General features: G+C 64.8%; 25 protein-coding genes. 20 read left to right on the top strand and 5 right to left on the bottom strand.

All coding sequences use genetic code 11. The annotated features are described in order from the left end of the window. The first annotated feature begins 9 nt into the window (after nt 1-9). Genes OKW20_RS07735 through OKW20_RS07710 form a run of 6 tightly spaced genes read left to right on the top strand, consistent with a single transcriptional unit; the run spans nt 10 to nt 6653 of the window. Complete coding sequence (locus OKW20_RS07735) at nt 10-1728, top strand: ABC transporter permease (protein WP_429171290.1); 1719 nt, start codon at nt 10-12, stop codon at nt 1726-1728. Next, nucleotides 1721-2800 (top strand): ABC transporter ATP-binding protein, encoded by a 1080-nt coding sequence (locus OKW20_RS07730; RefSeq protein WP_429171288.1) that lies wholly within the window; start codon nt 1721-1723, stop codon nt 2798-2800. Before OKW20_RS07735 ends, OKW20_RS07730 begins: the two co-directional genes overlap by 8 nt. A gap of 21 nt (nt 2801-2821) precedes the next feature. Beyond that, nucleotides 2822-4036, top strand: a complete 1215-nt coding sequence (locus tag OKW20_RS07725; protein ID WP_429171287.1) for a CaiB/BaiF CoA transferase family protein — start codon at nt 2822-2824, stop codon at nt 4034-4036. Continuing rightward, nucleotides 4033-4881 carry an HpcH/HpaI aldolase/citrate lyase family protein gene (locus OKW20_RS07720; RefSeq protein ID WP_429171285.1) on the top strand — a complete coding sequence of 283 codons (849 nt, stop codon included), beginning with the start codon at nt 4033-4035 and terminating at the stop codon, nt 4879-4881. Before OKW20_RS07725 ends, OKW20_RS07720 begins: the two co-directional genes overlap by 4 nt. A 36-nt stretch (nt 4882-4917) precedes the next feature. After that, nucleotides 4918-5943 carry a hydroxyacid dehydrogenase gene (locus OKW20_RS07715; protein WP_429171283.1) on the top strand — a complete coding sequence of 342 codons (1026 nt, stop codon included), beginning with the start codon at nt 4918-4920 and terminating at the stop codon, nt 5941-5943. Between the two features lie 23 nt (nt 5944-5966). Then, complete coding sequence (locus OKW20_RS07710) at nt 5967-6653, top strand: RraA family protein (protein WP_429171281.1); 687 nt, start codon at nt 5967-5969, stop codon at nt 6651-6653. A 201-nt stretch (nt 6654-6854) separates the two neighbouring features. Here the strand turns inward: OKW20_RS07710 and OKW20_RS07705 are convergent, their stop codons facing one another. Further along, complete coding sequence (locus OKW20_RS07705; protein ID WP_429171279.1) at nt 6855-7466, bottom strand: outer membrane protein; 612 nt, start codon at nt 7464-7466, stop codon at nt 6855-6857. A 97-nt stretch (nt 7467-7563) separates the two neighbouring features. Beyond that, nucleotides 7564-8610: an ATP-binding protein gene (locus OKW20_RS07700; protein ID WP_429171277.1), complete on the bottom strand. Its 1047-nt coding sequence runs from the start codon at nt 8608-8610 to the stop codon at nt 7564-7566. Nucleotides 8611-9116: 506 nt separating this feature from the next. Here OKW20_RS07700 and OKW20_RS07695 point away from each other — a divergent pair. The 6 genes from OKW20_RS07695 to OKW20_RS07670 all read left to right on the top strand — a co-directional run bounded on the left by OKW20_RS07695 (nt 9117) and on the right by OKW20_RS07670 (nt 16413). Further along, complete coding sequence (locus OKW20_RS07695; protein WP_043614872.1) at nt 9117-9953, top strand: MurR/RpiR family transcriptional regulator; 837 nt, start codon at nt 9117-9119, stop codon at nt 9951-9953. Between the two features lie 125 nt (nt 9954-10078). Then, nucleotides 10079-11200 (top strand): ABC transporter substrate-binding protein, encoded by a 1122-nt coding sequence (locus OKW20_RS07690; RefSeq protein ID WP_043614870.1) that lies wholly within the window; start codon nt 10079-10081, stop codon nt 11198-11200. 60 nt (nt 11201-11260) lie between these two features. Then, nucleotides 11261-13006, top strand: a complete 1746-nt coding sequence (locus OKW20_RS07685; protein ID WP_429171274.1) for an ABC transporter permease — start codon at nt 11261-11263, stop codon at nt 13004-13006. Continuing rightward, on the top strand, nt 13003-14103 hold the full coding sequence (locus tag OKW20_RS07680) for an ABC transporter ATP-binding protein (RefSeq protein ID WP_429119341.1): 1101 nt from the start codon (nt 13003-13005) through the stop codon (nt 14101-14103). The genes OKW20_RS07685 and OKW20_RS07680 overlap by 4 nt, the downstream gene beginning before the upstream one ends. Next, on the top strand, nt 14100-14705 hold the full coding sequence (locus OKW20_RS07675) for a histidine phosphatase family protein (RefSeq protein WP_077963034.1): 606 nt from the start codon (nt 14100-14102) through the stop codon (nt 14703-14705). The genes OKW20_RS07680 and OKW20_RS07675 overlap by 4 nt, the downstream gene beginning before the upstream one ends. Before the next feature lie 22 nt (nt 14706-14727). Then, complete coding sequence (locus OKW20_RS07670) at nt 14728-16413, top strand: Na/Pi cotransporter family protein (protein WP_429171272.1); 1686 nt, start codon at nt 14728-14730, stop codon at nt 16411-16413. 82 nt (nt 16414-16495) lie between these two features. Here the strand turns inward: OKW20_RS07670 and pcaQ are convergent, their stop codons facing one another. After that, entirely contained in the window at nt 16496-17422 is a 927-nt protein-coding gene (pcaQ, locus tag OKW20_RS07665) for a pca operon transcription factor PcaQ (protein ID WP_429171270.1), read from the bottom strand. Nucleotides 17423-17515: 93 nt separating this feature from the next. On the opposite strand from pcaQ, the gene pcaD reads away from it, so the two are divergent. The 5 genes from pcaD to OKW20_RS07640 all read left to right on the top strand — a co-directional run bounded on the left by pcaD (nt 17516) and on the right by OKW20_RS07640 (nt 21262). Then, nucleotides 17516-18328 carry a 3-oxoadipate enol-lactonase gene (gene pcaD, locus OKW20_RS07660; protein WP_429171268.1) on the top strand — a complete coding sequence of 271 codons (813 nt, stop codon included), beginning with the start codon at nt 17516-17518 and terminating at the stop codon, nt 18326-18328. Next, a complete protein-coding gene (gene pcaC, locus OKW20_RS07655; protein ID WP_034801802.1) occupies nt 18321-18725 on the top strand; it encodes a 4-carboxymuconolactone decarboxylase in 405 nt (134 codons plus the stop codon). Before pcaD ends, pcaC begins: the two co-directional genes overlap by 8 nt. Before the next feature lie 12 nt (nt 18726-18737). Beyond that, nucleotides 18738-19487, top strand: a complete 750-nt coding sequence (gene pcaH, locus OKW20_RS07650; RefSeq protein ID WP_429119337.1) for a protocatechuate 3,4-dioxygenase subunit beta — start codon at nt 18738-18740, stop codon at nt 19485-19487. Next, the gene (gene pcaG, locus OKW20_RS07645) at nt 19487-20101 is read left to right on the top strand and encodes a protocatechuate 3,4-dioxygenase subunit alpha (protein ID WP_429171266.1); all 615 of its coding nucleotides are present in this window, start codon (nt 19487-19489) and stop codon (nt 20099-20101) included. The genes pcaH and pcaG overlap by 1 nt, the downstream gene beginning before the upstream one ends. Before the next feature lie 105 nt (nt 20102-20206). Next, nucleotides 20207-21262 carry a 3-carboxy-cis,cis-muconate cycloisomerase gene (locus tag OKW20_RS07640; protein ID WP_429171264.1) on the top strand — a complete coding sequence of 352 codons (1056 nt, stop codon included), beginning with the start codon at nt 20207-20209 and terminating at the stop codon, nt 21260-21262. Nucleotides 21263-21283: 21 nt separating this feature from the next. On the opposite strand, the gene OKW20_RS07635 is transcribed toward OKW20_RS07640, so the two are convergent. Both OKW20_RS07635 and OKW20_RS07630 read right to left on the bottom strand, forming a co-directional pair. Beyond that, nucleotides 21284-22021 carry a FadR/GntR family transcriptional regulator gene (locus OKW20_RS07635; protein ID WP_043614941.1) on the bottom strand — a complete coding sequence of 246 codons (738 nt, stop codon included), beginning with the start codon at nt 22019-22021 and terminating at the stop codon, nt 21284-21286. A gap of 108 nt (nt 22022-22129) precedes the next feature. Then, entirely contained in the window at nt 22130-22918 is a 789-nt protein-coding gene (locus OKW20_RS07630; protein WP_429171262.1) for an NAD-dependent epimerase/dehydratase family protein, read from the bottom strand. 289 nt (nt 22919-23207) lie between these two features. Between OKW20_RS07630 and kdgD the strand changes: the two genes are divergently transcribed. From kdgD to OKW20_RS07615, 3 genes are read left to right on the top strand one after another with little or no spacing between them, the layout of a single operon-like run. After that, a complete protein-coding gene (kdgD, locus tag OKW20_RS07625) occupies nt 23208-24119 on the top strand; it encodes a 5-dehydro-4-deoxyglucarate dehydratase (RefSeq protein WP_429171260.1) in 912 nt (303 codons plus the stop codon). 20 nt (nt 24120-24139) lie between these two features. Then, nucleotides 24140-25282, top strand: a complete 1143-nt coding sequence (locus OKW20_RS07620) for a mandelate racemase/muconate lactonizing enzyme family protein (RefSeq protein WP_429171259.1) — start codon at nt 24140-24142, stop codon at nt 25280-25282. Further along, on the top strand, nt 25279-26151 hold the full coding sequence (locus OKW20_RS07615) for an amidohydrolase family protein (protein WP_429171257.1): 873 nt from the start codon (nt 25279-25281) through the stop codon (nt 26149-26151). The genes OKW20_RS07620 and OKW20_RS07615 overlap by 4 nt, the downstream gene beginning before the upstream one ends. The last annotated feature ends 110 nt before the right edge of the window (nt 26152-26261 follow it).

Raw genomic sequence — 26261 nt, 5'->3', positions numbered from 1 at the left:
ACTATTGCCATGACCGAACTCGCAGCATGGTCGCCAGCGCACGCCGGGCGTGACCGATCGACCGCAATCTTCTGGACCGTGAGTATCCTGACCACGATCCTCGTGATCGGGCCGATTGCGCCCATCATCCTCCAGGCCTTCCTGGACCAGCCGCTCTACAAGCCCGATGCCGCGCTGACCGCCGGCAATTTCGTTCGCCTCTTCACCGAGGCCGGCATGGGCAAGATCGTGCTCAACACGCTCTTCTTCGCCGTCGTGACGATGGTGGTGGCGCAGCTGTTCGGTTCGGTGATGGCGGTCATCGTCGGTCGCACCAATCTGCCCGGCCGCAAGTGGATCGGCGAGATCCTGATCTGGCCGCTGTTCGTCAGCAACCTCGTGATGGCCTTCGGTTGGTTCACGATGTACGGCCCGTCCGGCTACATCACCCTTGCGGTCAAGGCGGGGACCGGGCTTACCCCATGGAACCTCTACAGCCTGACCGGCATGAGCATCGTCGCTGGCCTCAGCCAGGCGCCGCTTGCCTATCTCATGTGCATCGGTGCCGTCACCAAGGCCGATGCGCAGCTCGAGGACGCTGCCCGTTCGGCAGGCGCCAGCCCGATGAAGGCGCTGCTCAACATCACCGTTCCGATGATGCGCCCGGCGATGGTCTACTCCGCAGTTTTGAATTTCGTCATCGGCATCGAGATGCTGGCGATCCCGCTCGTCTTCGGCGGCCCGAGCGGCATCCATACGGTGACGACCTTCCTCTACGACCAGGGCATCAACGCCGCCGTGCAATCCGACTACGGCATCGTCGGCGCGGGGGCCGTGATGCTGCTCGTCATCGTCGGCCTGCTCGTTTGGCTGCAGGGCCACCTGATGAAGGACAGCGGCCGCTTCGTGACGGTGCGCGGCAAGGCCTCGCGCCCGTCGCTCGTCGATCTCGGGAGATGGCGCTGGGTCGCGTTCGCGGCGGTCGCCGCCTATGTGCTCTTCACCATCGTCGCCGTCTTTGCCGGCATCTTCATGCGGGCGAGCGTCAGTTTCCTCACGCCGCTGGTTCCGTTCTGGAAGCTGCTGACCCTTGCCAATTTCGAGCTGATCTTCAGCCAGCCCGGCTACATCAGGGCCATCCTCAATTCGGTGGTCATCTCGTTCCTCGGCGGCATCATCGGCACGGCCTGCGTGGTTCTGATCGCGCTCGTGGCCAAGCGCTCCGAGTACCGCTTCCGCCGTGCCCTGGAATATGTGGCCCTGTTCCCGCGCTCGTTGCCGGGCATCATTGCCGGTCTCGGCTTCTTCTATGCGGTGATCTGGGTTCCCGGCCTCGACATGATACGCGGCACGATCTGGATCCTCATCGCCGCCTTCGTCGTGCGCTACATTCCGATCGGTTTCGGTGCGATCGCCCCGGCGTTGTCGCAGATCGGCGAGGAACTCGACCGGGCGTCCCGCATTTCCGGCGGCGACTGGTGGACGACCGTTACCCGCATCGTCCTGCCGCTCCTGAAGCCGGCGCTGTTTTCAAGCTTCGCGCTGCTCTTCATCCACTTCTTCAAGGAATACGTCACCGCGGTTTTCCTATACCAGCCGGGATCCGAGATCATCGGCTCGACCATGCTCCAGCTCTACGCCCAGGGCGACAACGGACCCGTCTCCGCGCTGGCCACCATCCAAGTCATCATCACGGCCTTGTTCGTCTTCATGGCGCGCCGTCTACTGGGAGCCAAGATCTATGGCTGATCTCATCCTCGACGACCTCTCCATCAGCTACGGCTCCTACAAGGCCGTCAGCAACGTTTCGCTGACGATCCCGAAGGGGGAGTTCCTGACGCTGCTCGGACCTTCCGGCTGCGGAAAATCGACCACGCTGTTTGCGATCTCCGGGCTCAATCACGCAACCTCCGGCGCAATCCGGATGGGCGAGCGCGTGCTTTTCGACGGCAAAACCGGAACGGTCGTGCCACCCGAGCAGCGCAACATCGGCCTCGTTTTCCAGAGCTACGCGCTGTGGCCGCACATGTCGGTCGCCCAGAACCTCGCCTATCCGCTGAAACTGCGCAAGATCGGGCGCGCCGAGCAGGACGAGCGGATCAAGGAGGCGCTCGAACTTGTCGAGATGGCGCGCTTTGCCGAGCGCTACCCGTTCGAACTTTCGGGCGGACAACAGCAGCGCGTCGCGCTTGCGCGTGCCCTGGTCTACCGCCCCGGCCTCCTGCTTCTCGACGAACCGCTCTCCAACCTCGATGCCAAGCTGCGCGAGCGGGCGCGCGTCTGGTTGCGTGAGCTGCAGGAACGACTTGGCGTCACGACCGTCTACGTCACGCACGACCAGGCCGAGGCGCTTGCCGTGTCCGACCGCATCGCGGTCATGGACACCGGCCGTATCCGGCAGCTCGGCACGCCGAAGGAGATCTACGAGACGCCGGCCGACGCTTTTGTCGCCGACTTCATCGGTTCGTCGAACTTCCTGAGCGGAACCGTGGTTGGCGGCAGCGGCGGGGCTGCCAGCGTCCGCCTGGACGATCAAACGGTCATCCGCGCCAATGCCGGTGCAGGCGGCACGGGCGAGAAGGTGGTCGTAGCAGTCCGTCCGGAACGCCTGCAGATCGTCGGCGGCGCCGGCGACAACGTCGTGCAGGCGACGGTGCAGGGCGGCGCCTATCTCGGATCCGTCTATCAGTATGAGCTTGTTGGCGCCGGCAGCACCTTCCGCGTGCAGACGAGCCGGGAGATCGCCGACAGCCAGGTCTTTGTCTATGTGCCGCCGGAAGCTTCGACCCTGTTTTCCGCGCAATCCCGCCCGCAGGCCTGACGCATGAGGACGGATCAACCTATGACCAGGGAACCGAAACGCTTCGATGCGGATGCAAAGGGGCCGCTACACGGCATTCGTGTCGTCGATCTGTCCCGCCTCGTTGCCGGAAACATGCTGTCGCTTCAGCTCGGCGATTTCGGCGCCGACGTGATCAAGGTCGAGCCGCCGGCCGGCGACCCCTTGCGCGACTGGCGCGACGGCGGAAGCTCGCTCTACTGGAAGACCTACGGCCGCAACAAGCGGTCGGTGATGCTCAACCTTCGCGAACCGGCGGCGATGGACGCGCTGTTCAAGCTGCTCGACACGGTCGATGTCTTCATCGAGAACTTTCGGCCGGGCACGCTCGAAGAGATGGGGCTGGCGCCCGAGAAGCTTCTGGCGCGCAATCCCGATCTGATCATCGTGCGCATTTCCGGCTTCGGCCAGACCGGTCCCTACGCGGAGCTTCCCGGTTTCGGCACGCTGGTGGAAGCGATGAGCGGCTTTGCGGCGCGCACCGGGTTTCCGGATCGCGAGCCGGTGCTGCCGCCGCTGGCGCTTGCCGACATGATCGCCGGCATCTACGGCTCGTCCGCCGTCAGCACGGCGCTTCTGGCCCGCGAGCGAGGCATTGCCCGCGGCCAGGTCATTGATCTTTCCCTGCTTGAGCCGATGTTCTCGGTGCTTGGGCCTGAGGCGGCGATCTACAAGACCACCGGCAAGATCAAGGAGCGTGTCGGCAGCGGTTCGAACACGACCTCGCCGCGGAACGTCTATCGCTGCGCGGACGGCAAGTTCGTCGCCTTGTCCGGCTCGACCCAGGCCGTGGCGAAGCGGATCTTCGAAATCATCGGCCGGGCCGACATGATCGACGATCCGCGCTTTGCCACCAACACCGACCGGGTTTTCAACCGGCCGCTGGTCGACGAGGCGGTGGGGGCCTGGTTCGCGACGCGCGATCGCGATGACGCACTCGACGTAATGCGGGAGGCGGGAGCGACCGTCGGTCCCGTCTACAACATCGCCGATGCCTTTTCCGATCCGCACTTCGTCGAGCGCGAGGTTTTCACCGAGGTCGAGGATCGTGATTTCGGTTCGCTGCCGATGCACAACATCCTGCCGCGGATGTCGGGAACGCCCGGCGTCTGGCGCAATCCGGCGCCGTCGCTTGGCGAAAACACGCGCGACGTGCTCGCGGAAGCCGGTCTGTCGACCGACGAGATCGATCTGATCAAGGGAGGACGAACCGAATGAGGCTGCGCTCGCTCCTTTACGTCCCCGGCAGTTCGCCCCGGTTCCTTGAAAAGGCGCACGAACGCGGCGCCGATGCGATCATCGTCGATCTCGAAGACGCGGTCGCGCCGAGCGAAAAGGAAACCGCAAGGGCGGCACTCGGCAAGAACCTGCCGATGGTCGGGCAGCGCGGTGCCATCGTCATCGTCCGGATCAACACCCATGACGAGGCCGCGATGCTCGCGGATGCAGCGGCGGCGTGCGAAGCCGGGGCCGACGCGCTCTACGTGCCGAAGGTGTCCGCGCCCGAACTTCTGCACCGGCTCGACCGCCATCTGACGCCGATCGAAACCGCGAAGCAGCGCAGCCCGATGCGTTTCGTGCCGCTGATCGAGGACCCGATCGGGTTGCAGAATGTCGCGTCCATAGCGGCAGGGCCACGGGTCTTTGCACTTTCGGCCGGTGGCGAGGACCTCGCCACATCGATGGCGGCGCAGCCGACGCCGGAGGTCCTGCGTCTTCCGAAGCTCCTGATCCATTATGCGGCTAAGGCGGCGGGGATCATGTCCTTCGGCTTGCTGCGCAGCACGGCCGACTATGCCGACAAGGTGGCGCTGACCGCTGCCATCAGGGAGGCCAAGGACTTCGGCTTCGATGGCGCGACCTGCATCCACCCCAGCGTCGTTGCCCTGCTGAACGACGGCTTTTCGCCGTCCGAGGCCGAGATCGACCGCGCCCGGCGCCTCATCGAGGCTGCAGATGCGGCCGCAGCGGACGGCGTCGGTGCCTTTGTCTTCGAGGGCAAGTTTGTCGACCTGCCGATCGTCACACGCGCCCGCGCCTTGCTGACGCGCGCCTCACATTGACCGCCCCCCAGCGTGGGGAAGCTATTGGAGAAAACAGTGTCAAATCCTTCCAGCGCCATGGGGGAGCGCCGCAAATGGCGCGTTCTCGTGACCCACAATTCGATCGCCGAGAGTGCGGTCGAATTGCTCAACGCGCATGACTGCGACGTCTTCTTCTCGCCGCCCTACGATGCCTCCGACATCGTCGCCGCGCGTGCGGCCGAACTCGGTATCGACGCGATCATGGTTCGCCAGGGCCAGATCAACGAGGCGGTGATCGCCGCCTCGCCGAAGCTGAAGGTCATCGTCAAGCATGGTGTCGGCGTCGACAATGTCGACATCCAGGCGGCGGCTGACCGGGGCGTGCCGGTATTGCGTTCCATGGGGTCGAACGCACGTGCGGTCGCCGAACACGCGATCGCCCTTTCGCTCGCCTTGCTCAAGGAGATCGGCCCGCTGACGGCAGCGGTCAAGGACGGCCGCTGGCCGAAGCCGACCTTCATGGGGCGGGATATCATCGGCACGGTGATGGGGCTCGTCGGTTATGGCGCGATCGGGCGGGAAACGGCTGCGATGGCCCGTGCGCTCGGTATGGACGTGATCGTCTACGATCCGCATGCGGCGGCGGGGCTCGCCGAGGCGAACATCGAAACCGTCAGCGACGTGGACGACCTCGTCCGCCGTGCCGATATCGTCAGCCTGCATTGCCCGCTGACGGCCGAGACGCGCCACCTGATCGACGCCCGTCGCCTTTCGTTGATGAAGCCGACGTCGTTCATCGTCAACACGGCGCGCGGCGGCCTCATCGACGAGGCAGCGCTTGCCATCGCCTTGCGCGACAAGCGCATCGCGGGTGCCGCCCTCGACAGCTTCGCCACGGAACCGCCGGCTGCCGACAATCCGCTGTGGGCGGCGCCGAACCTGCTCGCCACGCCGCATATCGGCGGCGTGACCAAGGGCTCGTCGAAGGCCATGGCGGAAATCGCTGCGCGGCACATCATCAGCGTGCTCGGCGGCGAAGCGCCCGACGCCTTCAGCCTAGCAACGCCGCAGAGCCTCGGCCTGCGCAAACAGCCAGCCTAACCGTTCCGAGGAGAGAACAAGATATGCCGATCGGTTTCCGAGTGAAGAACGACATGGAACGTGTCGATCCCTCCTATATCGAGGCGTTCCGCGCCTTGCCCGCCGCCAACGTGTCCGACAGCATGTCCCGGCTGGTCGCCGGCGGCGACCGGCTGCGCCCGATGCATGGCGGCGGCGTGCTTTGCGGCCCGGCGCTCACGGTCAAGACCTGCCCCGGCGACAACCTGATGCTGCACAAGGCGATCGATATCGCCGAGCCCGGTGACGTCATCGTCGTCGATGCCGGCGGCGATACCACCAATGCGCTGATGGGCGAGTTGATGCTGGCCCATGCGGTAAAACGTGGGGTCGCGGGCTTCGTCCTCAACGGCGCGATCCGCGACGCCGAGGCCATTCGCGCCCAGGACCTGCCGCTTTACGCAATCGGCGTGACGCACCGGGGACCCTACCGCACCGGTCCCGGCGAAATCGGCTTCCAGATCTCGATCGCCGGCATGGTGATCAATCCTGGCGATCTCGTTCTGGGAGATTTCGACGGCGTGGTGTGCATACCCAGAGCCGATGCCGACACGGTTCTCAAGGCGACCCGCGCCAAGCACGAGGCCGAGGCCAAGCAGATGAATGCGACGGTGCTCGGCGAGATCGACCGGTCCTGGGTTGACCGCGAACTGGAAAGACTGGGCTGCAGCTTCGTCGGCGAGGTCGCCTGAAACGCGCTCGCGAGCGCTAGAGATCGAAGGCGCCGATGCGGCCCGTTCGGCGTTGGCTCGCCCGGGGCGGGTTCGGCCGACATTCGGGGGACATGCCCGATTTTGATTGTGGCGGCGCCGGTGCAGGCGCCGCCGGTTGGCGAGGTGTTGCAGCTCGCCCGACCGGTGCTAGGGGGACGGTAGAACCGGTCGTATTCGAGATCAGAAACGGAAATTCAGGCCCGTCTTGATCGCGTGATTGACCAGATTGTTCGAGCCCTTCACGCCACCGATCGTGGAGTCCACGCCGTTGAAGCGGGTCTGGCTATACTCGACCTTGCCGGAGATGTTTTCGGTGAACCCCATCTCGGCGCCGGCGCCATAGGTCCAGCCCGTGTGCCAGCGATCGCCGGAGGTCACGGTGCCCTTGCCCTCGAAGCGCGCGGTGGTGACGCCGACCGTGCCGTAGAGCAAGATGTTGTCGAGTGCGTAGCCGGCCTTGGCCCGGGCGGTGCCGCTCCAGGTTTGCTGCAAGGCGCCGCCCTTGCCGACCTGATACTGCAGGCCACCGGCGCGCGCCGCCTCGATCTCACCGCCCACCACGAACTGGCCGATCTGCTGGTTGTAGCCGACCTGGACGCCGCCGTTGATCTTGTTCTTGCTGCCCTTCTGGTTCGAGGAGCCGGTGCCGATGTGGCCACCTGCGTAGGTCCCCGTCCAACGATCCACATTGGCAAAGTCGACGCCCGAATTGTTGAAATCAGCGGCCTGCGCCGTCGAAGCGGCTGCGGCAACGCCCAGAGCAAGCGCGGCCGTCTTGAAGTTGAGTGTCATCGATCGTTTCCTTTATTGTCGCGGACCGGTCCGGCCCGTTCAATGCGATCGGTTTGCCTCATCTGCTTGCAGGTTCCGCGCAGAGTTCATCCGGGTTTCATGGAGAGAGTACGCTTTGCGCGCCTTTGCTCCCGCAGTCGGTCGGCAAGGCGATTTCAAAGGTCATGCCGCCGAACTCGTTTCGCTTCGCGCTGGTCGAACCGCCATGGGCTTCGGCGATCGCACGAACGACCGAGAGGCCGAGGCCGCTGCCGCCGCTCGCACGCGATCGGGAATCGTCTGCGCGCCAGAACCGATCAAACGCGTGTTCGATGTCGAGATCGGACATGCCGGGGCCCCTATCCTGGCATTGGAAGATGGCTTCCGAACCTCTCATCTTCGCCACGATGGAGAGCCGGCTGCCGGGTGCATAGCGGGTGGCATTGTGCATGATTGCCAGCAGGGCCTGTCGAACCTTGGCGCGATCAAGCGTCATCGGCGCCCGGCTGAGGTCGAGCGATACCGGCATCCCGGCCTTGTCGAACTCGCCGAGCATCGCGGCGACGGCGGTCTCGACCTCCTCGCCCATGTCGCCCGGCTCCAGGCGGAGCTCCAGCCGTCCCACATTCGAGAGCGCCAGGATACGAAGATCCTCGACGATGCTGGTCAGGTGATCGATCTGGCCGATCAAGCCATCGTAAAGTTTGGTGGTTGGCTCGAAGAGGCCGTCGCGCATTCCTTGCAGGCGGCCGCGCAGCACCGTTAGCGGCGTTCGCAGTTCATGGGCGATGGCGTTGTTCTGGTACTGCAACTCCTTCTCCGCGCTCTCCAGCAGCTCGGCCATGCGATTGAAATGGTCGATCACGTCGTCGACCTCCCCCAGTCGTCGCGATCGAACCGGCACACGGGTAGAAAAGTTTCCCATTGCAATCGCCTTTGCGGCATCGCGGATGAGCACCAGCGCGTTCACGATCCGGTGGCTGAGGCGACCGCCGATGATCGCAGCGATGATGAGGCTGACGGCGAGCACCGCGGCCATCACCAGAAGCTCCACCAGGGTGACCGGTTCGAGGACCGCGTCCGAGTGCATCAGGTAGAGGACGTACATGTAAATGAACGATCCCGACGTCAGCACACCAATGGTGGCTGTCACCGCCAGAAACATGTGCTTCGTCAGAAGCCAGTTGAAGCCTCCGATCGCCCATTCCCTTTTCTTGGGACGGCTGCCCGGGATTGGGCCGACGGCTAGGTCTGTCGTTTGGGGATCGCTCATGGTGGTTCTCGGAGTTTCTCTGCAATCAGCGGTGCAACCGGCAGGCACAGGATTCGTTGAGGCCGTGTGTGGGTTGCGTGGAGAGGGCGCCGAAATCGGAGGAGCAATCGTTCGAGGACCCATGCCATCCCGGCGCAACCACGGCAGGCGGCGTCGGTTTGCGGTGCTTTGCAAAGAATCTGTCGGGTAACCGCAAAGATTGCAGATGCGCTTTCCCGAAGCGCGCGAAGGTAGGTTCGTCGGGGCCTGTGGCGGGTGGCCTGCAGGGCGGGGAGCCCATCCGCAACCAGGCCGTATCGGCCATTGCAGCCCCTTGCAAAGATTCTTGCACCGTCATTATTGACGGCACGGAAAATTGCAGGAACGATGGATCCTGCAAATGAACTTGCGGGGACGTCATGACGATACTCGATCGCATTAAGACGCATTCCAGGCGGCTTACCGATGCGGATCAGAAGCTGATCACGACCATGCTGGAAAATCGGGCGGAGGCCGCGTTCCTGTCGGGCCCGCAGCTTTCCCAGCGCGCCTCCGTGCATGAGGCGACCGCCACGCGGCTGGCGCAGAAGCTCGGCTACAAGGGCTTTCCGGATCTCCGCGCGCAATTGCAGCGCGAGGTGCTGGACGATCAGGACGCGGCCAACCGCATGCGCCGCTCGGTCTCGAAGGTCGAGCATGGCGACTACCTGACCGATCTGATCGCAGCCGAGATCAGCGCGCTCGAAACGCTCGCCCGCTCGGTCGAGCAGGCGGATATCGACAGGGCCGCCGACATGATCTTTTCGGCGCGCCGGGTCTTCATCTTCGGGCAGGGGCACGCGCAATCGGTTGCCGGTTTCCTGCAGCGTCGCCTCGACCGCTTCGGCATGACCACGATCCAGCTGACGGGCCGCGGCCGGGACATCGCCGAGCGCCTGGTCGGCATGGAGGCGGGCGACCTCGTGGTGGCGCTTGCCTTTCGCAAACAGCCGCAAAGCTACGGTCCGCTGGTGCGCCACGCGACGCGGGTCGGTGCGCAATCGATCCTCGTTTCCGATCTGGTCGGGCCGCTGATGGAGCCCGCCGCCGATCTGATGCTCGCAGCGCCGAGGGGGCGCTCGGGCAGCGAATTTCAGACACCGACGATCCCGTTTGCGATCGTCAACGCCATCGTGCTCACGATCGCCGGCCGCCATCAGGGGCAGGTGATCGGCAGGCTGGAGAAGCTGTCGGAGTTATTCAACGACTTCGACTAGAGCGCTGCGCGTTCATACGCACGAAGGACACTAATGCTTTGATTCTAGTGCATCTTTACGCCAGAAGGTGATCCCACTTGAAGGCCGGATGCTCTAGCGGGGAACTACAAAGGGAGGAGAACGAAATGCTGAAAAAACTGACCAGTGCCGCGCTTGCCGCATGTTTCGCATTACCAACCTTGGTGATGGCGTCCGATCTCGACGGCCTGACGCCGCAGCAACTGCTGCCGCTCGCACAGAAGGAGGGAAGCGTCACCGTCTTCTCGCTGTCGAGCCGCATCGCCAAGATCGAAAAGGCCTTCGAGGAAGCCTATCCGGGCATCGACCTCATCGGCCTCGACATGAGTTCCACCAAGCAGATCGCCCGCATCGAAGCGGAACAGCAGGCCGGCGTGCATGCGGTCGACGTGCTCTATATCGCCGATACGCCTGTCGTGTTCACCAAGCTTCTGGAGGGAAAGCGGATCGTGAACTACGTGCCGCCGCGGGTCGCGAACGAACTGGAGGACCGCTATAAGGCGCCGCTTTTGACGCAGCGCCTCTCGACCAAGGTGCTGATGTACAACGAGAAGGCCTTTCCTGACGGTTCGCCCGTCAGCAATCTCTGGCAACTCACACAGCCGGAGTGGCAGGGAAGGGTGCTGATGGTTGATCCGAGCCAGCGTGGCGAACTGCTCGACCTCCTCACCGAGATCGCGCTGCATCCGGACGAGATGGCAGCCGCTTACAAGGCGCATTTCGGCAAGGATATCGACGTCGAAGGCGATCTTCAGGGCGCCGGTGAACAGTTCATCAAGGACCTCTTCGCCAACGACCTGATCCTGGTTCCCAACAGCGACGTGCTCAACAAGTCGGTGGGTGACGTCAACGCCAAGAACCCACCGGTCGGTTTCGGCACCTATTCCGACCGTCGTGACAACGAAAAAGAAGGCTGGGCGCTGCAGATCGCCAACAATGTCGAGCCGGCCAACGGCATCCTGTTTCCGGCGGTGCTGACGGTCGCCGACAAGGCGCCTCATCCGGCGGCCGCGCGGTTGCTGATCGACTTCATGTTCGGCGACGATACGCCGACCGGCGGGGCGGGCTTCGAGCCCTTCAACGTCCCCGGCGACTACGCGACCCGCAAGACCATCGCCCACCATCCGGACTCGGTGAAGCTCGATGACTTGAAGGCCTGGACGATCGATCCGGCAAAGACGGCCGCCGCGCGCGGACGCATCGCCGACCTGATCATCACGCTCCAGTAACGGAAACCGTCTGTCGGCATGCTCTACACCGGGCGTGCCGACAGACGCCGAGGCCCTGACATGACATCCCTATCGATATCCGCACCATCGGGCAGCCGGCTGCTCCGATCGGGCTTCCTCTTGCCGGCACTTCTCGTCGCCATCGTCGCGATCCTGGTCGTCGCTCCGCTCTTGCGCATCCTCTTCACGACGCTGACGCCCGAGGGCATCGCGGCCTGGAAGGCGGTGCTTGCCAGCCCGCTCTCGGCCAATCTCTGGTGGCGACCGCTTCTCAACACCATGATCCTCGGCTTCAGCGTCGGCGCCGGCTGCCTGCTCATCGGCGGCTTCCTTGCCTGGCTGGTGGTGCTGACGGACGTCCCGGGCCGCCGTTTCCTCGGCCTGATGGCGTCGCTGCCCTACATGATCCCGAGCTTCGCCGCAGCCCTTGCCTGGGGCACGTTGTTTCGCAATTCGCGTCTCGGCGGTTCGGCCGGCTTCTTCGAGACCAGCGGTCTTGCCATTCCCGACTGGCTCGCCTGGGGCCTGATCCCGACGGCGATCGTGCTGATCGCGCACTATTATTCGCTCGCCTATACGATCATCGCCGCAGCCTTGAGTTCGGTCGGCGCCGATCTCGTCGAGGCAGGCCAGATGGCCGGCGCCAAGCGTCCGCGCATCTTTTTCGGCATCATCCTGCCGGTCGTCACGCCGGCGCTGATTGCGGCCGCATCGCTGACTTTCGCCGGGGCTGTCGCCAATTTCGCGGCACCCGCTTTGCTCGGCCTGCCGGTACGCATGCAGACGCTTTCCACCCGCCTCTTCGGCATGATCGAGACGGGCCAGAACGAACGCGGCTTCGTGCTTGCGCTGCTGCTCATCGCGGTCTCGGCGCTGTTCCTGTGGCTCTCCGATCGCATCGTCTCCGGTCGCAAGGCCTTCATCACCGTGACGGGCAAAGGTGGGCGCACCAAGCGCTTCCCGCTCGGCGCCTGGCGCTGGCCGCTCTTTGCCATCGCCGTCGTCATCGGGTTTCTGACCACGGTGCTGCCGGTTCTCGTGCTGGCCGCATCGAGCCTGGCTCCGCAAAGCGGTGCGCTGTTCTCCAATTGGACGCTGCATTTCTGGATCGGCGAAGGCGGCGGCGAGATGGCGCAGGGGCAGGCGGGCATCTTCCGCAATCCGGTGCTGATCGACGCCATCTGGAACACGATCCGTCTTGGGCTCGTCGTCGCCTTCACCACGATGCTGCTCGGTCTCGCGCTCGCCTATACCATCGTGCAGCGCCGCGGCAGCCTGCTTGCGACGCTGCTGAGCCAGCTCGCCTTCCTGCCGCTTCTGGTGCCGAGCATCGCCTTTGCCGCCGCCTATATCGCGCTCTTCGGCGCGCCGATCGGGCCGCTGCCTTCGCTCTACGGCACCTTCGCGCTGCTGGTCATTGCCGCATCGGCGCACAATCTGCCCTTTGCCGTGCAGTCGGGACGCTCGGTTCTCGGCCAGATCTCGGCAGACATCGAGGAAAGCGCCCGGCTGACGGGTGCGGGACTGATCCGTCGTCTGTTCGCGATCATCTTTCCGCTCGCGATCCGGGGCCTCTTTGCCGGCGCGATCCTTGTCTTCGTCAAGATGGTGCGGGACCTCTCGCTGGTCGTGCTGCTGTTCACCGCCACCTCGCCGGTGCTCAGCATGGTCGCCTATCGCTATGCCGCGGAAGGCTTCATGCAGTTCGCCAATGCCATCACCCTCGTCATCCTCGTCGTCTGCCTGGCTGCCTCCTTCGTGGCCCACAGCCTGCAGAACCGTGTCCAGAAATGGAAAGCACCATGAATGCCTTAGCAACCGGCACCGCGGACGCCATCAAGATCCGCAGTCTCGTCAAACGCTTCGGCGCCTTTACCGCCGTCAAGGACGTCAACATCTCGGTACCAGCGGGGTCCTTCCTCGTGCTCGTCGGCCCCTCCGGCTGCGGCAAGTCGACCCTTCTGCGCATGCTGGCCGGGCTTGAAAGCCCGAGCGAGGGCGAAATCGCCTTCGTCGGGCAGACCGTGTCGAGCGGCGCGGGCGGCGTCATTGCCGACGCCGGCAAGCGCAACGCCGGGCTCGTGTTCCAGAGCTATGCGCTCTGGCCGCACATGACGGTCGCCGGCAATATCGCCTGGCCGCTGAAGGTCGCCAGATGGCCGCGCGACAAGCGCGAGCAGCGTGTGCGGGAAGTGCTTGCGCTTCTCGGCATCGACATGCTGGCCGAACGGTATCCAGCCGAGATCTCCGGCGGCCAGCAGCAGCGCGTGGCGATCGCCCGCACGATCGCGCCGCAACCGAGCATCCTCCTGTTCGACGAGCCGCTGTCGAACCTCGATGCCAAGCTGCGTATCGAGATGCGCAGCGAACTGATGCGCATTCACCGGGCGACCGGGGCGACATCGGTTTACGTCACCCACGACCAGGTCGAGGCGATGACCATGGCGACCCATGTCGCCGTGCTCAACAACGGTCGCGTCGAACAGTTCGGCAAACCGATCGATCTCCTGCGCAACCCGCAGACTACGTTCGTTGCGACCTTCCTCGGCACGCCGCCGGCAAACCTTATACCGGTGCACCGCGCCGGCGACGGTCTCGTCTTCGGCGATATGGTGCTCGCGCCGGCTTCCCTGGCCGCCGGCCGCGACGATGCGCAATTGCTCTACCGCGCCGAAGACGTGAGCGTCGGCGCGGTCGCCGGAGCGCCGTCGCTTACGGCCCGGTTTGCCGAAGCGGCCCCGATCGCGGGCCGAACCATGGTGACCGCCATGGTCGGCGACCTGCGCATCACTGCGATGGCCGACAGCTACTTCACCGCCACGCCGGGGGAGCCGATCCCCCTTTCCTTCATTCGCACACCCGATGCGGTTTTCGCCGCCACCGGAGAAAGGATCCAACAATGAGGCTCATCCTCATGCGCCACGGCGAGACCCAGTGGAACGCCGAACAACGCCTTCAGGGACAGGACAACTCGCTTCTGTCCGAGCGGGGGGTCGCGCAGGTCAGGCGTTTTCGCCCCTACGCCAAGGCGTTGAAGCCGGTTCGCATCATCGCCTCGGACCTCGGCCGCACCCGGCAGACGGTCGCGCTGATCGGTCACCCGGACGCACCGACCGACGAGCGCTTCCGTGAGCTGGACATGGGCGAATGGACGGGGCGGCGCAAGCCGGACCTGATCGCCGAACGGCCGGAGGAATATGCCGCCTGGCGCGCCGGCACCTTCACGCCGGCCAACGGCGAAACCTGGGGCGCCTTTCGCGGCCGTGTGGCCGAAGGCGTGCACGACTGGATGTCCCGCACCGAAGGGGACCTGCTCGTCGTTGCCCATGGCGGCGTCGTGCGCGCGGCCTGCCACGAGTTCCTCGACCTTCCGCCCTCACGCGTCGTTCCGGTGACGCCGGGGACGGCGACCATCCTGCATTTCCCGCGGCGCGGCAGCATGGCTGCGCAGCTCGAGGGCTACAACATCGGATCTGTCGCACCCGACGATTTCGTCGCCGACTGAGACTTGCGGCGAGGGGCATGAGATGAACTCCGGAACATTGGCTATCCTGGAACTTCTGGGTGGTGTGGCGTTGCTTCTGTGGGGCGTTCGCATGGTGCGTACCGGCGTCATGCGCGGCTGGGGCGACCGGCTGCAGCGCTTTGTCGAAGAGCGCCTGTCGAACCGGCTGACCGCCTTCGGTGGCGGGGTTCTTGCGACCGCCGTGCTCGGCAGCGCCACGGCGATGGCGCTGATCGTTGCCGGGCTCGCGGGTGCCGGTGCAATCTCGGCCCAGACCGGGCTTGCGGTGCTGCTCGGGGCGGATATCGGCTCGGCGCTCGTCTCCGGCCTCTTTGCCTCCGGCTCGTCGCTGGCGGGCGTGCTCGCTCCGCTGTTTCTCCTGACCGGCTATGTCGCATTCAGCGTGTCCGGCGAATTCCGGCCGCGAAACGCCGGCCGCATCCTGATGGGCCTCGGCCTGATGCTGATGGCCCTGAAGGTAATCGTGTCGGCGACCGCGCCACTTCGCGAAGCCACGCTTTTCCACGACGTCCTGCAAGCGGTTGCAACGGAACCGGTGCTGGGTTTTCTCGTCGGGGCGATGCTCGCCTGGCTGTTTCATTCGACGCTTGCCGTCATCCTGCTCGTCGCTTCGCTGCTGATGAACGGCAGCCTCGAAGTCGCCGGCGCCGTCCCGCTCATCCTCGGGATCAATTTCGGCGGCGGCCTTCCGGCGGTCAGCGCCACGCTCGACCAACCGCCATCCGCCCGCAAACTGCCGATCGCCAATCTTTTCTGCCGCGGCCTCCTGGCCGTGTCGCTGCTGCCCCTCGCGCGGCAGATCGTGGACATTGCCGGTCGTCTGCCCACGGATCCGTTGCACGTCGCCGTCGGCCTTCACGTTGCCTTCAACCTGCTTGTTGCCGCCGTGTTCCTGCCGCTGTCATCCTTCGTCGTCAGCCTTGTGGAGCGGTTGGTTCCACAGGCGCCGAGCGCCGCCGATCCCCTGGCGTCCCCGCGTTATCTCGACAGCATGTCGCTGGAGACGCCGGCAATCGCGCTCAGCAATGCGACGACCGAAACGATCCGCATGAGCGAATTGCTGGAGCGCATGTTCCGGATGGCGCTGACGTCGCTGCAGGCCGGCAGGCTCGAAAATCTGAAGGAACTGTTGCCCGTGGATGCGCGGCTCGGCAACTACATGGCCTCGGTGCACGCCTATCTCGGGCAATTGACACAGGACGGCTTGCCGGCCGGAGAGACGAGCCGGGCCCATGAGATCATGTTGTTTGCGAGCAATCTCGAACATGCGGGCGACGTCATCAAGCTGAGCCTCGCCGATCGCATTCGGGCAAAGATAAAACAGGACATCCAGCTTTCGGCGAGCCAGCGCGCGGCGATCGAGGCGCTCTCCGAAGTGATCGTTGCGTCGCTGAGACTGCTGCCGGCGGCTCTCTCGTCCAGGGATGTTGCGGCCGCATCGCGGCTCGCGGCTCAAAAGGACCGTTTTCGCGAACTCGAAGACGAAATCGTCCGGCGGCATCTCGGCGGCGAGCATGTGGAGACGGCGGCTGGTGCGAGAGACAATGCCCTCTTCATCGATCTGGTGCGCGACCTCCACCGGATCAATTCCGATATCGCAGCCGCCGGCTATCCGCTGGTGCAGGCGGCCGGTCTGTTAAGCAGCAGCCGGATTATGAACGTGGGAGCGGTTGCCGTTGCGAGATAACGGCCAGCGTGTGGTCGGCCGGTTCGATCGATAGGCGACGGGTTCGCCGTCGCCTGCCGCGCAGCGCCGGTAGATCCCGCGCCTAGAGCTTGGCCGAGACTGCCGTCGCCGCCTCGCGAATGGTCTGCATCAGAAGCGACAGGGCGAGCGTGGGCGCTGCGTCGGCGCGCATGGTCAGGCCCACTGGACCTTTCGTTTCGCTGGTGTCGATCGGCAGGATTGCGATCGTGCCGTCGTCGATATCGGCGGCGACGACGCCGGCGGAAATGATCCAGATCGCATCGCTCGCCCGCACGAAGGCGCGGCCGAAGGCGTCCGACACCGTCTCGATCTGGTTCGGCAGACTGGCGATGCCGTTGGTGATCAGGAAGCGCTCGACGAAGGGACGGATGATCGAGGCGCGCGTCGGCATCAGCACCGGGAAATCCGCAAGCCGCGCGAACGTCGAATGCGCACCGGCAAGCAGCGGATGCCCGGCCCTGACGGCAAAGACCACCTGTTCCGAATAGAGATGTTCGAAGGAAAAGCCGGTCATCTTTTCCGGTGCTGCAAGCCGCCCGACGACCAGATCGAGATCGCCGACGCGCAGCTGCTCGAGGAGGACTGCGTTCTCGCCGGTGACGATCTTGATGCGGGCGCCAGTCTCCTCCTTGAGAAACAGCGTCATGGCGTGGGGCATGATCCGCGTGGAGACCGTCGGCAGCGCGCCGATCCTGACCGGAACGCCGTCGCCGGACCGTTCCTGCGAGACGGAATCGAGCCCCTGGCGAAGCGCCGTCAGCGCCGCACCGGCGTGGCGCAGGAAGACCTCGCCATAGCGGGTTATCTTGATGCCGCGCCCGTCGCGCTCGAAGACGGCGACGCCCAGCACCTCTTCGAGTTCGCGGATCGTCTTGGTCACGGCCGGCTGGCTGACATGCAGCAGCTCGGCCGCCTTCATCACGCTCTTCTGCCGGGAGACCTCGACAAATGTCTGCAGATGGCGAAACTTGACCCGGGCGTCGATCATGGAATTCATAACCCTCAAGTTAATGAAATGCCATGAAATATCATTTTACCTAACCAGATTAAATATCCAATTTGGTGGCGGAGGAGAGAGCCCGTGCAGTTTGCCCGCATCAACGACATCACGATCCACTATCAGGTGATCGGCGCCACCGGCGACCGGCCGGTGCTGGTTTTCGCCAATTCGCTCGGCACGGATTTTCGCATCTGGCGCGACGTCATCGTCCGGCTGGCCGGCGATTACGCCATCGTTCTCTACGACAAGCGCGGCCACGGTCTCTCGGATATCGGCCCGGCCCCTTACGCGATCGAGGATCATGCCAACGACCTGGCCGGCCTGCTCGACATGCTCTCGGTCAAACAGGCGATCGTCTGCGGCCTTTCGGTCGGCGGCCTGATTGCGCAGTCGCTCTACCAGCGGCGGCCGGATCTGGTGCGGGCGCTCGTCCTCTGCGACACGGCGCACAAGATCGGTACGGCCGAGAGCTGGGCGGCGCGCATCGCAGCGGTCGAGGAAAAGGGCATCGAGGCGATTGCCGACAGCGTGCTCGAGCGCTGGTTCACGCCGGCCTTTCGCCGCCCGGAAAACACTGCCCTTTCCGGCTACCGCAACATGCTCGTCCGTCAGCCGGTGACCGGTTATGTCGCCACCTGTGCCGCCATCCGTGATGCCGACTATACCGAGGCGGCTGCGCGCATCGCCGTGCCGACGCTTTGCGTCGTCGGCGATCAGGACGGCTCGACGCCGCCGGATGTGGTGCTGGCCACCGCCCGCCTCATTCCCGGCGCACACTACGAAGTCATCCGCGATGCCGGTCACATTCCCTGCGTCGAAAACCCGGAAGCTTTGACTGCGGTGCTTCGCGCCTTCTTCGAAATTGCAATGCATGGAGACAGGACCCATGAGTGATGCTTCTGCGCCCTCCGACCGCTATCGCCAGGGCATGGCCACACGCCGAGCGGTGCTCGGCGACAATCACGTGGATCGGACGCAGTCGGTTTCCACCGAATTCGACCGCCCCTTCCAGGAACTGATTACCGAAGCGGCGTGGGGGCATGTCTGGTCGCGGCCAACCTGGACGAAGCGCGAGCGCTCGATCGTGACGATCGCGTTGCTCGCAGCCCTTGGCCAGGACGACGAGGTCGCCATGCATGTGCGGGCGACCGCCAACACCGGCGCGACCCGCGAGGATATCTGCGAGGCGTTGCTGCACGTGGCAATCTATGCCGGCGTGCCGGCGGCCAATCACGCGATCAAGATCGCCAAGCAGGTGTTTGCCGAGATCGATGCCGGCACGGCGGCCTGACGGGAGGAAGCGATGTCCGACAGAACCAAAGGAAAGCCGGAGACGGGCGCCTTTTTCGCGCGCGACCGTGCATGGCATGCGCCGGCGCTGACGCCGGGCTACAAGACCTCGGTGCTGCGCTCGCCGCAGAAGGCGCTGCTTTCGCTCGACGGCACGATTTCGGAAATCACCGGCCCGGTCTTCGGGCACTCGATCATCGGCGAACTCGACAACGACCTCATCCACAACTTTGCCAAGCCGGGCGAGAGCGCCATTGGCGAGCGCATCATCGTGCATGGCCGGGTGCTCGACGAGCGCGGCCGCGCCGTGCCCGGGGCGCTGCTCGAATTCTGGCAGGCCAATGCCGGCGGCCGCTATCGCCACAAGAAGGAAAGCTATCTCGCGCCGCTCGATCCGAATTTCGGCGGTTGCGGCCGCACGATCACCGATGCGGAGGGGGGCTATGCTTTCCGCACGATCAAGCCCGGTCCCTATCCCTGGCCGAACGGCGTCAACGACTGGCGCCCGGCGCATATCCATTTCTCGGTCTTCGGCCACGGCTTCGCGCAGCGGCTGATCACCCAGATGTACTTCGAGGGCGATCCGATGATCTGGAAGTGTCCGATCGTCAACACCATCCCGGACCGCCAGGCGGTCGAACAATTGATCGCCCCGCTCGACTGGGCAAACACCATTCCCTTCGACGCACGGGCCTACAAGTTCGATATCGTGCTGCGGGGACGCCGCTCGACACTGTTCGAGAACCGGCTGGAGGGCAACTGATGGTTCAGCAACTCGGCTACCTCAAGGAGACGCCCTCGCAGACGGCCGGTCCCTATGTGCATATTGGCCTCACCCCGAACTTCTGCGGCATTGGCGGCGTCTACGAGGCCGACCTCGGATCGCGGATGGTGAACGGCGAGACGCGTGGCGAGCGCATCACCGTCACCGGACGGGTGATCGACGGCGCCGGCGCGCCGCTGAAGGACGCGCTCGTGGAGATCTGGCAGGCGGACGCCGCCGGGCTCTACAATTCGCCGACCGAGATACGCGGTTCTGCGGACGCCAACTTCAACGGCTGGGGGCGCTGTTCAACCGGTGCCGACGACGGGGTCTTTTCCTTCGAGACGATCAAGCCTGGGCAGGTTCCCTACAGCCACGACCGGCAGATGGCACCGCACATCACCTTCTGGATCGTGGCGCGCGGCATCAATGTGGGGCTTCACACCCGCATGTACTTCCCGGACGAGGCGGAAGCCAACGCCGCCGACCCGCTGCTTACGCGCATCGAGCATCGCCATCGCGTCGCCACGCTTGTCGCGACCGGAACGGCGCCTAATTATGTCTTCGACATTCACCTGCAGGGTGAGAAGGAAACCGTCTTCCTCGACATCTGAACAGGAATGTCACGCCTGGACACGGAGTGCCGCACGGTTGGCGCTTCGGGCAGCAGGTGGCATTTCGTTCGGCGAGCCGCAACCGCGACCAGAAACGGGGAAATCATGACCTATTCCGCCTTCGACCACCCTTATCTCTCCGGGGTGCTGGGGGATGAGGCGGTTGCCGCCGAGTTCTCGGCCTCCGCCGATATCCATGCGATGCTCGCCTTCGAGGCGGCGCTCGCGCGGGCCGAGGCCGTGCACGGCATCATCCCGGCCAAGGCTGCCGACCGGATCACCGAGGCCTGCCGTGCCTTTTCGCCCGATGTCAGTGCGCTGCGGCGGGCGGTGGCGGCCGATGGGGTGGTGGTTCCGGAACTCGTGCGGCAGTTGCGGGCGATCGTCGGCGGCGAGGCGGCGGACCATGTGCATTATGGCGCCACTAGCCAGGATGTCATCGACACCAGCCTGATGCTGCGGATGAAGGCGGTCGCCGAGCTTTTCGCCGTCCGGCTCGGCAGCATCGTCACGGTGCTCGAGGAGTGCGACAACGAATGGGGCGAGCGCATCCTTATGGGGCGCACCCGCATGCAGGCGGCGATCCCGATCACCGTGTCGGACCGGCTGCGCAGCTGGATCGAGCCGCTGCTCGATCACAAGGACCGGCTGGAAGCCATGGACCGCGATCTCTTCGCCGTTCAGTTCGGCGGTGCCGCCGGCACGCTGGAGAAGCTCGGGGACCGCGCAGACGACGTGCGCGCGACGCTTGCCGAGGAGCTCGACCTTGCCGACTTTCCGCAATGGCATAGCCAGCGCTCGGAGGTGGCGGATTTCGCCAATGCGCTGTCACTGATCACAGGCAGCCTCGGCAAGTTTGGTCAGGACGTCGCCTTGATGGCGCAGCAGGGCGACGAGATCGAACTTGCGGGCGGCGGTGGCTCGTCGGCCATGCCGCACAAGCAGAACCCGGTGGCAGCAGAGGTTCTGGTGGCGCTCGCGCGGTTCAACGCAACCCAGCTTTCCGGCATGCACCATGCGCTGGTCCACGAGCAGGAACGCTCCGGCGCCGCCTGGACGCTGGAATGGCTGCTCATGCCGCAGATGGCCGGTGCGACGGCGGCGGCGCTTCGTCTGGCTGGCGAACTCGCAGGCAATATACGCAGGCTCGGCCGCGCCTGAGCGGGCTCGCGGCCGGTTCCTTCAGCGGGCCGCGCGCAACATCGAGCGATAGCGTACCTGGCTGTTTTTCAAGTGCTGGCGCATGGCGCTGCGTGCCCCGTCTTCGTCTCCATCCTGGATGGCGATGAGGATGGCCTCGTGTTCCGCGATCAATCGCGACAGTTCAGCCGACGCCAGAACGGTTTCCTCGCCGCTCTCTGAAACCGCGCGTCGGGGGATGAGCGCCGTGCCCAGCATCTGGAGGAACTCGCTGAAGCGCGGGTTGTTGGTCGCCTGGGCGATTGCCAGATGGAAGTTGAAATCGGCCTCCGCCGTTGGCCGTCCCTCCGCTGCACTGGCACAGAAGCTGTCGAAGGCTTCGGCGATCTTTTCTTCCTGGGCCGGTGAGCGGCGAAGGGCGGCAAGCGCTGCGGCATCGCCCTCGACGGCGGTCCTCAGTTCCAGCATTTCGATCAGCGAAGAGACGCGCGCAAGATCGATGCCGTGGAACGGCAGCGGGGTCGAAGGCGCAGGCTCCAGCACGAAGACACCGATACCGTGCCGCGCCTCGACAAGCCCGCCGGAGCGCAGCGCCGCGATCGCTTCGCGCACGACAGTGCGGCTCACACCGAATTCCTGGGTCAGTTGCGCTTCCGAAGGCAGGCGGTCCCCCGGCTTGTAATGCCCGGTGCCAATCTGGCCGCTGAGGGCGTCCGTCACCTTGGCCACCAGCGTCTTGCCTTGAGGGGCGGGTGTGTCGGGGGCGGTGACGTTGCTCATGGGTTTGGCCGTTTCTGCGACTTGGATGTTGTGTGTCTGGATACGCCATTGCCGATCGAGGGCGCAATCCATGGCTGGCTGCAATGCGCCGGAACCAGGGGCGATATCTCAATAAATCGGATCATCGACGAAGGCGCCGCCCTGATAACGCACGAGACTATCCCCTGGCTGCGGTTTGGGGGTGTTTTCAGCGATCTTCTGACGGAACACCTCGGCATTGTCCTTCGGGCGCCAGCCGAGCCAGGAAACATGCGAATTGTCCCACCAGCCGGCGTCGTTGGCCGATGCGCCCCAGATGACCGGGCAACCGAGAACCGGCACACGGAAGACGGCCTCGACGAGCGACACGAAGTCTTGATGGGAAAGCCAGGTGGAGAGCATGCGGTAGTTGACGGGCTCGGGCAGGCAGGAGCCGATGCGGACCAGGGCAGTCTCCTGGCCGAACTTCTCGAAATACATGCGCGCCAGCGCTTCGCCGAAGCACTTCGATACGCCGTAGAGCCCGTCGGGCCGGTAGGGCGCGTTCGGGCCGAGCCGTTCGCCTTGCGGGTAGTAGCCGATCGTGTGGTTGGTGCTGGCAAAGAGGATGCGCGGCTTGTTGTGGGCGCGCGCCGCCTCATAGAGATTGTAGAGGCCGAGAATGTTGCCGTCGAGGATTTCCGAGAAGGGGCGCTCGACCGAGATACCGCCCAGATGCACGATCGCGTCACAGCCGGCGACAAGCTCGTCGACGGCGCCGCGGTCTGCCAGGTCGCACTGAACGCATTCCTCGTTTTCACCCGGCGGATCGAGCGGTGCGCGGTCTGACAGGCGGATCGTCCTTGCCATCGGGGCCAGCATTTGGCGCATGACGCGGCCCAACTGGCCCGCTGCGCCGGTGATCAGAAGTCGTTCCATCGCCTGTCCTCCCTCATGCCGGCGCCAACGCTATCGGCGAGTGCTAACCTGCATGTCATATGATGACCGCTAACATATAATATATCTATATTGCAACGTTCATCGGGGTAGGTGTTCGCTCGTTCGTTTGAGAGTCGCGCGGCTTTGGGCGTCAGGCCAAGATCTTCTCCGGTCAGCGGTCGAGGGAAATCTCGATATCTCATATGATGACTTGTATTATGACATATTGACATGCGTGTGATGACTTGCTTAGTAGGTCTTGTCGAGTTTGAGGGAGGGCCCGCACGAAATGACCCCTGAGCAAATCAAGGCCGCACTTGGATCGGGCCTGCTTTCGTTCCCGGTGACGCATTTCGATGCGGAGGGTTGTTTTGCGCCCGACAGCTACCGGGCGCATGTCGAGTGGCTGGCCGGCTACAAGGCGCCGGTGCTGTTTGCCGCCGGCGGCACCGGCGAATTCTTTTCGCTGAAGCCGGACGAGATCCCCGGTATCGTCCGGGCGGCCAAGGATGTTGCCGGCGACACGGCGATCGTATCGGGCTGCGGCTATGGCACCGAGATGGCGGTCGACATCGCCCGCTCGGTCGAGCGCGTCGGCGCCGACGGCATCCTGCTTCTGCCGCACTACCTGATCGATGCGCCGCAGGAAGGGCTTTATGCCCATGTGAAGACGATCTGCCAGTCGGTCGGCATCGGCGTCATGGTCTATAACCGCGACAATGCGGTGCTGCAGGCCGATACGCTTGCCCGGCTCTGCGACGAATGCCCGAACCTGATCGGCTTCAAGGATGGCACCGGCGATATCGGGCTGGTGCGCCAGGTCACCGCCAAGATGGGCGACCGGCTGATGTATCTCGGCGGCATGCCGACGGCGGAACTGTTTGCCGAGGCCTATCTCGGTGCCGGCTTCACCACCTATTCCTCGGCCGTCTTCAACTTCGTGCCGGGCCTTGCCAACGAATTCTATTCAGCCCTTCGCGCCGGCGAGCGCGCCACCTGCGAGCGCATCCTCAACGAGTTCTTCTATCCGTTCATGGCGATCCGCAACCGCGCCAAGGGCTATGCGGTGTCGGCGATCAAGGCCGGCGTGCGGCTGCAGGGTTTTGATGCCGGTCCGGTGCGTGCGCCGCTGAAAGACCTGACCGAGGAGGAAGTCGCCATGCTCGACGCGCTCATCGGTGCGAACAAGCGTCGGAAATGAGCGTATTGCGAGGATAGCCCATGAAGATCGTCGCCGTCCGTACCCATCTTCTCGAACATCGACTGGCCGTGCCGTTCGAAAGCGCCTCCATGCGTTTTGACCGTCGCGCCCATGTGCTGGTCGAGATCGAATGCGACGACGGCACGATCGGTTGGGGTGAGTGCCTCGGCCCGGCGCGGCCCAATGCGGCGGTGGTTGCCGCCTATACGCCCTGGCTGATCGGCCAGGATCCGCGCCAGACCGAAAAGCTCTGGGCGATCCTCTACAATGCGCTGCGCGATCAAGGCCAGCGCGGACTTGCGATCACCGCGCTTTCCGGCATCGACATCGCGCTCTGGGACATCAAGGGCAAACACTATCGTGCCTCCGTCTCGATGCTCATCGGCGGGCGCTGGCGCGAGAGCGTGCGGGCCTACGCGACCGGCAGCTTCAAGCGCGACGGCGTCGACCGGGTCTCCGACAATGCGCTGGAGATGGCGGAACGCCGGGCGCAAGGCTTCCACGCCTGCAAGATCAAGATCGGCTTCGGCATCGAGGAAGACCTGCGGGTCATCCGGGCGGTGCGCGAGGCGATCGGCGACGAGATGCGGCTGATGATCGACGCCAACCACGGCTACACCGTCACCGAGGCGATCCGGCTTGGCAAGGGGGCGGCCGACTACGACATCGACTGGTTCGAGGAACCGGTCGTGCCGGAGCAGCTTTCCGCCTATCGCGAAGTGCGTGCCGGGCAGCCGATCCCGGTTGCCGGTGGTGAGACCTGGCATAGCCGCTACGGCATGTGGCCGGCAATCGAGAGCCGCGCGGTCGATATCCTGCAGCCGGATCTTTGCGGCTGCGGCGGGTTCTCGGAGATGGCGAAGATCGCAAGCCTTGCGACGCTGCACGGCGTGCGCATCGTGCCGCATGTCTGGGGCACCGGCGTGCATATCGCCGCCGCACTGCAGTTCATGGCGGCGATGACGCCCGATCCGGTCCGCGTCAACCCGATCGAGCCGATCCTGGAGTTCGACCGGACGGAAAACCCGTTCCGCCAGGCGGTGCTGAAGACGCCGATCGAGGCGGAGGGCGGTGTCGTTGCCATTCCCGACGCGCCCGGCCTTGGCATCGAGATCGACCGCGACGCACTCGCCCAGTTCAAGATGCCCGAGAGCGCACAATGATCGAGCGAACCTTCACCGGCCGCCCGCCTGAACCGCGCCTGCCGACGGGCACGGTCGACGCGCAGATGCACATGTATCTGCCGGGGTTTCCGTCGCTTGCCGGCGGTCCGCCTCTGCCGGTCGAGCCGTTGCCGGATGCTGCGGCCTACCGCCAGGTCATGGACTGGCTCGGCATCGACCGGGTGATCATCACCCAGGGCAACGCCCATCAGAAGGACAACGCCAATCTGCTCGCTTGCCTCGCCGAAATGGGCGATGTCGCGCGCGGCGTCGCCGTGATCGACGAAACCACGTCCGAGGCGGACATCGGCGCGCTTAGCGAAGCGGGCGTTGTCGGTGCCCGTATCATGGATCTGCCTGGTGGGGCGGTGGGGCTCGATGTGTTGGAAGCTGTCGATGCGCGGGCATATGCCGCGGACTGGATGATCGCGGTGCAGTTCGACGGCAACAAGTTGCTCGACCATCTGCCGCGGCTGGCGCGCATCCGCTCGCGCTGGGTGTTCGATCATCACGGCAAGTTCTTCGCCGGTGTCGATCCGAATGGGCCGGAGATTGCGGCTCTCTTGACGCTGATCGATCGCGGTAATGTCTGGTTCAAGTTCGCCGGCGTCTACGAGAGTTCGCGCGACGGGTGGCCCTATGAGGATGTGGCCGCCGTCTCCAGGAAGATTGCCGCGCATGCGCCGGAGCGCATCGTCTGGGGCTCCAACTGGCCGCACAACATGATCCGCAAGACGGAAGATTATCCCGACGATGCCCGGCTGACCGACCTGGTGCTCGGCTGGCTTGCCGACGAACGGACCAGGCATCTGGCCCTCGTCGAGAACCCTGAACGCCTGTTCAAGCTGCCGGCCTTCGCCGCGGTGTAGTTGCCGCGGGTGCTGGGAGGCGCCCGTGGAACCCACAACTTGGAGATTTCGCATACCGGCCCGGATGGGCAGCAACTCGGTCTTGGGAGAGGCCGAAGCACGACTAGAGG

Origin of the sequence: Ensifer sp. LBL, from assembly GCF_050435225.1 — a bacterium.
Taxonomy (GTDB): Bacteria; Pseudomonadota; Alphaproteobacteria; order Rhizobiales; family Rhizobiaceae; genus Ensifer.
This window is presented reverse-complemented; position numbering and strand designations above follow the sequence as displayed.

What these genes read in the sequence shown, in the direction of transcription:
- OKW20_RS07735 (WP_429171290.1), top strand. Translation starts at nt 10, where the DNA reads ATGACCGAACTCGCAGCATGGTCGCCAGCGCACGCCGGGCGTGACCGA.
- OKW20_RS07730 (WP_429171288.1), top strand. Translation starts at nt 1,721, where the DNA reads ATGGCTGATCTCATCCTCGACGACCTCTCCATCAGCTACGGCTCCTAC.
- OKW20_RS07725 (WP_429171287.1), top strand. Translation starts at nt 2,822, where the DNA reads ATGACCAGGGAACCGAAACGCTTCGATGCGGATGCAAAGGGGCCGCTA.
- OKW20_RS07720 (WP_429171285.1), top strand. Translation starts at nt 4,033, where the DNA reads ATGAGGCTGCGCTCGCTCCTTTACGTCCCCGGCAGTTCGCCCCGGTTC.
- OKW20_RS07710 (WP_429171281.1), top strand. Translation starts at nt 5,967, where the DNA reads ATGCCGATCGGTTTCCGAGTGAAGAACGACATGGAACGTGTCGATCCC.
- OKW20_RS07705 (WP_429171279.1), bottom strand. Translation starts at nt 7,466, where the DNA reads ATGACACTCAACTTCAAGACGGCCGCGCTTGCTCTGGGCGTTGCCGCA.
- OKW20_RS07700 (WP_429171277.1), bottom strand. Translation starts at nt 8,610, where the DNA reads ATGTTTCTGGCGGTGACAGCCACCATTGGTGTGCTGACGTCGGGATCG.
- OKW20_RS07695 (WP_043614872.1), top strand. Translation starts at nt 9,117, where the DNA reads ATGACGATACTCGATCGCATTAAGACGCATTCCAGGCGGCTTACCGAT.
- OKW20_RS07690 (WP_043614870.1), top strand. Translation starts at nt 10,079, where the DNA reads ATGCTGAAAAAACTGACCAGTGCCGCGCTTGCCGCATGTTTCGCATTA.
- OKW20_RS07685 (WP_429171274.1), top strand. Translation starts at nt 11,261, where the DNA reads ATGACATCCCTATCGATATCCGCACCATCGGGCAGCCGGCTGCTCCGA.
- OKW20_RS07680 (WP_429119341.1), top strand. Translation starts at nt 13,003, where the DNA reads ATGAATGCCTTAGCAACCGGCACCGCGGACGCCATCAAGATCCGCAGT.
- OKW20_RS07675 (WP_077963034.1), top strand. Translation starts at nt 14,100, where the DNA reads ATGAGGCTCATCCTCATGCGCCACGGCGAGACCCAGTGGAACGCCGAA.
- OKW20_RS07670 (WP_429171272.1), top strand. Translation starts at nt 14,728, where the DNA reads ATGAACTCCGGAACATTGGCTATCCTGGAACTTCTGGGTGGTGTGGCG.
- pcaQ (WP_429171270.1), bottom strand. Translation starts at nt 17,422, where the DNA reads ATGATCGACGCCCGGGTCAAGTTTCGCCATCTGCAGACATTTGTCGAG.
- pcaC (WP_034801802.1), top strand. Translation starts at nt 18,321, where the DNA reads ATGAGTGATGCTTCTGCGCCCTCCGACCGCTATCGCCAGGGCATGGCC.
- pcaH (WP_429119337.1), top strand. Translation starts at nt 18,738, where the DNA reads ATGTCCGACAGAACCAAAGGAAAGCCGGAGACGGGCGCCTTTTTCGCG.
- pcaG (WP_429171266.1), top strand. Translation starts at nt 19,487, where the DNA reads ATGGTTCAGCAACTCGGCTACCTCAAGGAGACGCCCTCGCAGACGGCC.
- OKW20_RS07640 (WP_429171264.1), top strand. Translation starts at nt 20,207, where the DNA reads ATGACCTATTCCGCCTTCGACCACCCTTATCTCTCCGGGGTGCTGGGG.
- OKW20_RS07635 (WP_043614941.1), bottom strand. Translation starts at nt 22,021, where the DNA reads ATGAGCAACGTCACCGCCCCCGACACACCCGCCCCTCAAGGCAAGACG.
- OKW20_RS07630 (WP_429171262.1), bottom strand. Translation starts at nt 22,918, where the DNA reads ATGGAACGACTTCTGATCACCGGCGCAGCGGGCCAGTTGGGCCGCGTC.
- kdgD (WP_429171260.1), top strand. Translation starts at nt 23,208, where the DNA reads ATGACCCCTGAGCAAATCAAGGCCGCACTTGGATCGGGCCTGCTTTCG.
- OKW20_RS07620 (WP_429171259.1), top strand. Translation starts at nt 24,140, where the DNA reads ATGAAGATCGTCGCCGTCCGTACCCATCTTCTCGAACATCGACTGGCC.
- OKW20_RS07615 (WP_429171257.1), top strand. Translation starts at nt 25,279, where the DNA reads ATGATCGAGCGAACCTTCACCGGCCGCCCGCCTGAACCGCGCCTGCCG.